Origin of the sequence: Actinokineospora iranica (genome assembly GCF_900101685.1) — a bacterium.
GTDB classification, from domain to species: domain Bacteria; phylum Actinomycetota; class Actinomycetes; order Mycobacteriales; family Pseudonocardiaceae; genus Actinokineospora; species Actinokineospora iranica.
Genome location: NZ_FMZZ01000011.1, coordinates 49771 through 55844, shown reverse-complemented (window position 1 = coordinate 55844; position 6074 = coordinate 49771). Strand labels below are relative to the sequence as shown.

General features: G+C 71.3%; 7 protein-coding genes. 2 read left to right on the top strand and 5 right to left on the bottom strand.

Features of this window, described 5'->3' with window-relative positions; translation table 11 throughout:
• Together BLS56_RS33075 and BLS56_RS21410 are read right to left on the bottom strand one after the other, a co-directional pair.
• The coding region (locus BLS56_RS33075; protein WP_407640546.1) for a pentapeptide repeat-containing protein at positions 1 to 151 on the bottom strand (151 nt) is incomplete at its 3' end.
• A 263-nt stretch (positions 152 to 414) separates the two neighbouring features.
• Positions 415 to 819, bottom strand: a complete 405-nt coding sequence (locus BLS56_RS21410; protein WP_091453860.1) for a VOC family protein — start codon at positions 817 to 819, stop codon at positions 415 to 417.
• A gap of 76 nt (positions 820 to 895) precedes the next feature.
• On the opposite strand from BLS56_RS21410, the gene menE reads away from it, so the two are divergent.
• Positions 896 to 2053, top strand: coding sequence for an o-succinylbenzoate--CoA ligase (gene menE / locus BLS56_RS21405; RefSeq protein WP_091453857.1), 1158 nt, complete (start codon positions 896 to 898; stop codon positions 2051 to 2053).
• A 384-nt stretch (positions 2054 to 2437) separates the two neighbouring features.
• A complete protein-coding gene (locus tag BLS56_RS21400) occupies positions 2438 to 3310 on the top strand; it encodes a 1,4-dihydroxy-2-naphthoate polyprenyltransferase (RefSeq protein WP_091453854.1) in 873 nt (290 codons plus the stop codon).
• A gap of 322 nt (positions 3311 to 3632) precedes the next feature.
• Here BLS56_RS21400 and cds1 read toward each other — a convergent pair whose 3' ends face one another.
• From cds1 to BLS56_RS21385, 3 genes are read right to left on the bottom strand one after another with little or no spacing between them, the layout of a single operon-like run.
• Positions 3633 to 4730, bottom strand: coding sequence for an L-cysteine desulfhydrase Cds1 (cds1, locus tag BLS56_RS21395; protein WP_091453853.1), 1098 nt, complete (start codon positions 4728 to 4730; stop codon positions 3633 to 3635).
• A 9-nt stretch (positions 4731 to 4739) separates the two neighbouring features.
• Positions 4740 to 5213 carry a GFA family protein gene (locus BLS56_RS21390; protein WP_091453851.1) on the bottom strand — a complete coding sequence of 158 codons (474 nt, stop codon included), beginning with the start codon at positions 5211 to 5213 and terminating at the stop codon, positions 4740 to 4742.
• The gene (locus BLS56_RS21385) at positions 5200 to 6033 is read right to left on the bottom strand and encodes an SDR family NAD(P)-dependent oxidoreductase (protein ID WP_175482969.1); all 834 of its coding nucleotides are present in this window, start codon (positions 6031 to 6033) and stop codon (positions 5200 to 5202) included. Before BLS56_RS21385 ends, BLS56_RS21390 begins: the two co-directional genes overlap by 14 nt.
• Between the last annotated feature and the right edge of the window lie 41 nt (positions 6034 to 6074).

Below are 6074 nucleotides of genomic sequence, written 5' to 3'. Positions count from 1 at the left end.
CGGTCAACCGGGCTGCGGTCAACCGGGCTGCGGTCAACCGGGCTGCGGTCAACCGGGCTGCGGTCAACCGGGCTGCGGTCAACCGGGCTGCGGTCAACTGGGCTGCGGTCAACTGAGCTGCGGCCTGCCAAGCCGCCGTCAGGTGCGCCACGGCCGGTCGATCTCCGGTCGGACAAGCCGTCGTCAGGTACGCGGTCAGGTGCGCGCCGGTCAGCCGGGCCACGGTCCGACGAGCCGTGCTCGGACGCGTGCGGGTCGACCGGGCCAGGCAAGCCGGGGGCGGGCGAAGGCTGGTCGGACACGTCCTGCTCTGGCGCGCTCGGGTCGGGCGATCGTCCGTCAGGCGGGTTCCGCTCGGGGGTGTCGGGGGCAAACGGGTGCTGGGCGAACTCGTTTCGTTCGGGCATGTGCTGGTCAGACGAGGTTGAGCTGCCAGGACACGCCGAAGCGGTCGTTGGTCCAGCCGAACTTGGTGCTGAAGCCGTAGTCGGACAGCGGCATCAGGGGTTGGCCGCCGTCGGACAGTGCCGCGTAGAGGCGGTCGATCTCCGCCTCGGTGTCGCACTGGGCGTACAGCGAGATCGACGGGGTGAAGGTGAACGCGTGTTGGACAGTGCTGTCGATGCACATCACCTGCTGTCCGCCCAGGGAGAAGGTGGCGATCCGCACTGAGCCTTCCGTGCCGGGGCTGTTCGCGCCCCACCGGTCGATGGTGAGGATCTCCGCGTCGTCGAACAGGGAGGTGTAGCAGGTCATCGCTTCCTCGGCCTGGCCCTGGAACATCAGGAAGGTCGTGACCTTCCTCGGCGCTGTCGGCATGGGCTGCCACTCCTCTCGGGACCGTTCCCGCCCGAGCGTAGGGGCGGGCGCCGACACCCGCTGCGAGGATGGGGCCATGCGCCTGATCCCCATTGACGGCACGCCTGCCGCGGTTCGCGTCCTGCGGCGCGCCCTGGGCGACGCGCTGGCGGGCTCGGGTGCCACCGTGCTGCCGGTCGGGCCGGGGCAGTCGGGGGACTTCGCGCGTCCGGACGTCGCGGTCGAGCAGGGGGCCGCGCTGGTGGTGCGGACCTCGGGGTCGACGGGCACGCCCAAGGGGGTGCTGCTCTCGGCCGCGGCGCTGCGGGCGTCGGCGGAGGCGACGCACCGGCGGTTGGGGGGGCCGGGGACGTGGCTGCTGGCGTTGCCCGCGCAGCACATCGCGGGGGCGCAGGTGGTGGTGCGCTCGATCATGGCCGGAACCGACCTGTCGGTGATGGCGGCGGGCGGGTTCCGCGGTCGGGCGTTCGCCGAGGCGGCGTCGGACGTGTTGGGAGCCATGGGACCGCGCTACACGTCGCTGGTGCCGACGCAGTTGACGCGGTTGCTCGACGAGGGGGGCGACGCGCTGGCGGCCTTGCGCGCGTTCGACGCCGTGCTGGTCGGCGGCGCGGCGACGTCGGCGGCCACGCTGGCGCGCGCCCGGGAAGCCGGGGTCCGCGTGGTGACGACGTACGGGATGAGCGAGACGGCGGGAGGGTGCGTCTACGACGGGGCGCCGCTGGACGGTGTGCGGGTGCGGATAGTCGATGGGCTGGTCCACCTGGGCGGGCCCACGCTGGCGCTCGGCTACCGCCTGGACCCGACCGCGACCGCAAGCGCTTTCGTGGACGGCTGGTTCCGGACTTCCGACCTGGGCCGCCTGCACAGCGGCACGCTGGAGATCCTGGGCCGCGCCGACGACGTGATCAACACCGGGGGCGTGAAGATCGCGGCAGCCGCCGTCGAGCGGGTCCTGACCGGCCAACCGGGGATCGCCGATGCCTGCGTGGTCGGACTCCCCGACCCGGAATGGGGCCAGCGCGTCGCGGCGGTCGTCTCCCCGAGCCGACGGCCGCACCGAACGAACGAGCACCAGGTAGACGAAACCGCCGCGCTGGCCGCCGTGCGCGCCGAACTCGGCCCGGCGGCAACCCCCCGCGTCCTGCGCGTCGTGGCGGCGCTGCCCTTGTGCGGACCCGGCAAGATCGACCGGGCCGCCGTCGCCAAGCTACTGGCCGACGAAAACCGCTGATCGCGCCGCCACACCAGGACCTCCGGAAACAGCCCGAACCGGCGGCGAAATCGACGTTTCGCGTCGGGGTCCGTCAACGCGACACAGCGCCTCAGGCCATCGACAAGCAGCAGCCGCGAGCCGCCGTCAGCGAGCGGCCAGGAATGACTCCATGCCGTCCAGCAGTCGGAGCAGGCCGAACTCGGACAAGTCGTCCAGCACCAGGTCGAAGCCGCCGCGGTTCACGGTCATCCTGGCGAACGTCGGGTGTTTTCCGCTTGCCAGACCGTGTGGCCGCTGGTCGCGCGCGATGCGGCCGGGCGTGGTCCACCGGACCTGTGCCAGGTGAGGCGGACGTGACGAGCCACTCGTCCCCGGCGGTCGGGGATCGGTGAAGATGGACCTATGGCGACAGTCGCGGAGTGGATCGAGGGCGCACGCGTGCGCACGCTGCCGAACTCGGTCGCGCCCGTGCTCGTGGGAGCGGGCGCGGCGGGGGCGGTGGGCGCGTTCTCCTGGGTGCGGTCGCTGCTGGCCCTGGTGGTGGCGCTCGCCCTCCAGGTGGGCGTGAACTACGCCAACGACTACTCCGACGGCGTCCGCGGAACCGACGCGGAACGGGTCGGTCCGCTGCGGCTGGTCGGGTCCGGGGTCGCCGCGCCGGGGGCGGTCAAGGCGGCGGCGTTCGCGTGTTTCGGCGTCGGCGCGCTGGCCGGGCTCGTGCTGGTCGCGGTGTCGGGCCACTGGTGGCTGCTGGCGGTCGGCGCGGTGTCCATCGCGGGGGCGTGGTTCTACACCGGCGGGAAGCGGCCCTACGGGTACTCGGGCTGGGGCGAGGCGGCGGTGTTCCTGTTCTTCGGGCTCACCGCTGTCCTGGGAACCCAGTACGTGCAGGCGGGCCGCGTCACCTGGCTGGGGGTCGCTGGCGCGGTCGCGATGGGCTCGTTCTCGGCGGCGGTGCTGGTGGCGAACAACCTGCGGGACGTCCCGACCGACCGGGTGGCGGGCAAGAACACCCTGGCCGTGCGCCTTGGCGAGGCCCGCACCCGGGTGCTGTACGAGGTGCTGGTGGCCGTCCCGTTCGCGGTGACCGCTGCGGCGGCGTTCGTGACCCCGTGGGCGCTGCTGGGTCTGGTGGCGGCGGCCCTGGTCGTGCCTGCCGTGCGGCGGGTGGGTGGCGGGCAGACCGGGCTGGGCCTGATCCCGGTGCTCAAGGAGACCGGCCTGGCCATGCTCGCCTGGGCCGTGGTGACCGGAGCGGTCCTCGGCTTCGTCTGACCCGCGCCTGGGCCCCACGCGATCCGCGCGGTGGACGGCGGGTACCGGCTGGGCGGATATCACGGGGGCAGATCGGCGCGACGGATGTGCGGGCGAACCGCGGCGCGTGGGTCAGTGCGGTGAGTGCCGGTGTGCGGTCACCAGGCGTCTCCGCGCAGGACGATGGGGGCGTTGTCCTCGTCGTCGGTGGGGCGGGCGTCTTTCGCTGGCCGTGCGGGGCTGGGGGGTGCGGTTCTCGATCTCGGTGAAGGTGGTGATGGCGCGGATTCAGTCTGTTTTCCAGAGGTCGCTCATGGAGTTCGCCGTTCTCCCGGGTAGGTGGCTAAGACTGGGTGGGCCAGTGTCCGGTGGACAGGAACTCGCCGAGGAAGTGGCGGTGGGGGGCGATGTCGATGGACTGCGCGGATAGCCAGGAGTCGTCGTAGTAGGTGTGGGTGTAGCGTTCGCCGCCGTCGCAGAGCAGGGTCACGACGCTGCCTGAGCGGCCCGCGGCCACGAGTTCGGCCACGATCTGGAAAGCGCCCCAGAGGTTGGTGCCGGTGGAGCCGCCGACGCGTCTGCCGAGGATGTCTTCCGCCAGCCGGATAGCGGCGAGTGAGCCCGCGTCCGGGACCTTGATCATGCGGTCGATGACCTGGCCGAGGAAGGACGGCTCGACACGGGGGCGGCCGATGCCTTCGATGCGGGAGCCGTGGGTGACGGTGAGGCCGGGGGTGGCGTCGCGCCAGGCGGCGAAGAAGACGGAGTTCTCCGGGTCCACGACGGCCAGGCGGGTGTTGAGTTTGCGGTAGCGGATGTAGCGGCCGATGGTGGCGCTGGTGCCGCCGGTCCCCGCGCCCACGACGACCCAGTCGGGCTCGGGGTGCGGTTCGAGGGCCATCTGCTCGAAGATCGACTCGGCGATGTTGTTGTTGCCGCGCCAGTCGGTGGCGCGTTCGGCGTGGGTGAACTGGTCGATGAAGTGGCCGCCCAGTTCGCCCGCGAGGCGGTGGGACTCGGTGTAGAGCTGACCGGGCTCGTCCACGAAGTGGCAGCGGCCGCCCTGCCGTTCGATCAGCTCGACCTTCTCCTGGCTGGTCGTGCGCGGCATGACCGCGATGAACGGCAGGCCCAGCATCCGGGCGAAGTACGCCTCGGACACCGCCGTCGACCCCGACGATGCCTCGATGACCGGTGTGCCTTCGACAATCCAGCCGTTGCACAGCGCGTACAGGAACAACGACCGGGCCAGCCGGTGCTTGAGCGAACCGGTCGGGTGGGTCGACTCGTCCTTGAGGTAAAGCTGGACGTTCCACTCCGGCGGAAGCGGAAAGGGCAGCAGATGCGTATCGGCGCTGCGGTTGGCGTCCGCCTCGATGATGCGCACGGCCTCACACACCCACGCCCGGGTCTTGTCGCAACATCGGTCGACGGCGGTCATGCCGCGAGCCTAAGCGTTGTCGACGGCTTCCGGCGTCCCTGGCGGACGCGCCCAGGCTAGTGGATCTGGCCGGTGCCGGGGATGGGCGGGGAGATCGTCCGCGTAGGTCCAATAGTCGGCCTGCTGCGAGACGAACAGGTGCCGAGTCGGGCGCAGCCCACTGGGCTGGTCCAGTGACCCGGCGGCGACGCACACCAGGTGCCCTTCCTCGGGAATCCAGAACAGGCTCGATCCGCACGTGGGGCAGAAACCTCGTCGTGCTCGGCGCTCGCTGTTCGGGCTTGTGAACCAGGTCAGCTCAGTGCCGGGTGGCAGCGTGAGCTGGTGCTTGAGCACGACCGTGCCCGCGCACAGGCTTCCGTTCCACCGTCGACAGTCCACGCAGTGGCACAAGAACATCTCCCCGAGCGGGGGCTGCACCTGGTACCTGACCGCCCCGCACAGGCAGCCGCCGCTCAGGATGGCGCGGTCAGCGCGTTCCACGGCCGACCTCTTCCCAGCACCGCAACTCGTCCAGCCTGGTGCTCAACGAGGTCCCGATCGCGTCGACCGCGTCCCCGCCGAGGACGAGACGGAGCGGGGGCTTGGTGGCGCGCACGGCGTCAATGATCGCCACGGCGGCCTTGTCGGGGTCGCCCAGCAGCGAGGGATCAGTGGACGCGAACGCGTCGGCCGCCTTGCCGACGCTGCCCAGGTAGTCGTCCAGCGCGGGAGGTGTCACGTGGAGCGCACGTCCGAATCCGGTGGCGAAGTCGCCCGGCTCGACGATGGTGACACCGATGCCGAGGTGTGCCACCTCGCGCGCCAGCACCTCGTTCATGCCCTCCACCGCGAACTTCGTCGCCGCGTACGCCCCCAGGCCAGGCGCCGGAGGCGCGACTCCGGCCAGTGACGAGAGCTGGACGACGTGCCCCCGGCCTTGACGGCGCAGAACCGGGAGCACGGCTCGGATCACGTTGAGCGAGCCGAAGAAGTTGACCTCGAACAGGTCCCGCACCTCGTCATCAGGTGTCTCCTCCACCGACCCGAACGAGCCTCGGCCCGCACCGTTGACCACGACATCCACCCGCCCGAACTCGTCCGCGACGCGGTCGACCCCGCGCTGGACCTGGCTCGCGTCCCTCACGTCGATCTTGACGACGCCGACTCGCCCCGGCCCCGCCTCGCGCAACGTGGCCACGGCCCCGGTGTCCGGGGACCGCACACCGGCCGCGACCCGCCCGCCCGCCGCGAGAACCGCCCGCGACAGGGCGTGCCCGAAGCCGGAACCGGCTCCCGTGATGAACCAGACCTGGTCGTTCACCAATCCCCCCTAATTTCGATACGGAACGATCCGTATCGTAC

Coding starts and splice junctions, on each gene's coding strand:
- BLS56_RS21410 (WP_091453860.1), bottom strand. CDS start 819: ATGCCGACAGCGCCGAGGAAGGTCACGACCTTCCTGATGTTCCAGGGC.
- menE (WP_091453857.1), top strand. CDS start 896: ATGCGCCTGATCCCCATTGACGGCACGCCTGCCGCGGTTCGCGTCCTG.
- BLS56_RS21400 (WP_091453854.1), top strand. CDS start 2,438: ATGGCGACAGTCGCGGAGTGGATCGAGGGCGCACGCGTGCGCACGCTG.
- cds1 (WP_091453853.1), bottom strand. CDS start 4,730: ATGACCGCCGTCGACCGATGTTGCGACAAGACCCGGGCGTGGGTGTGT.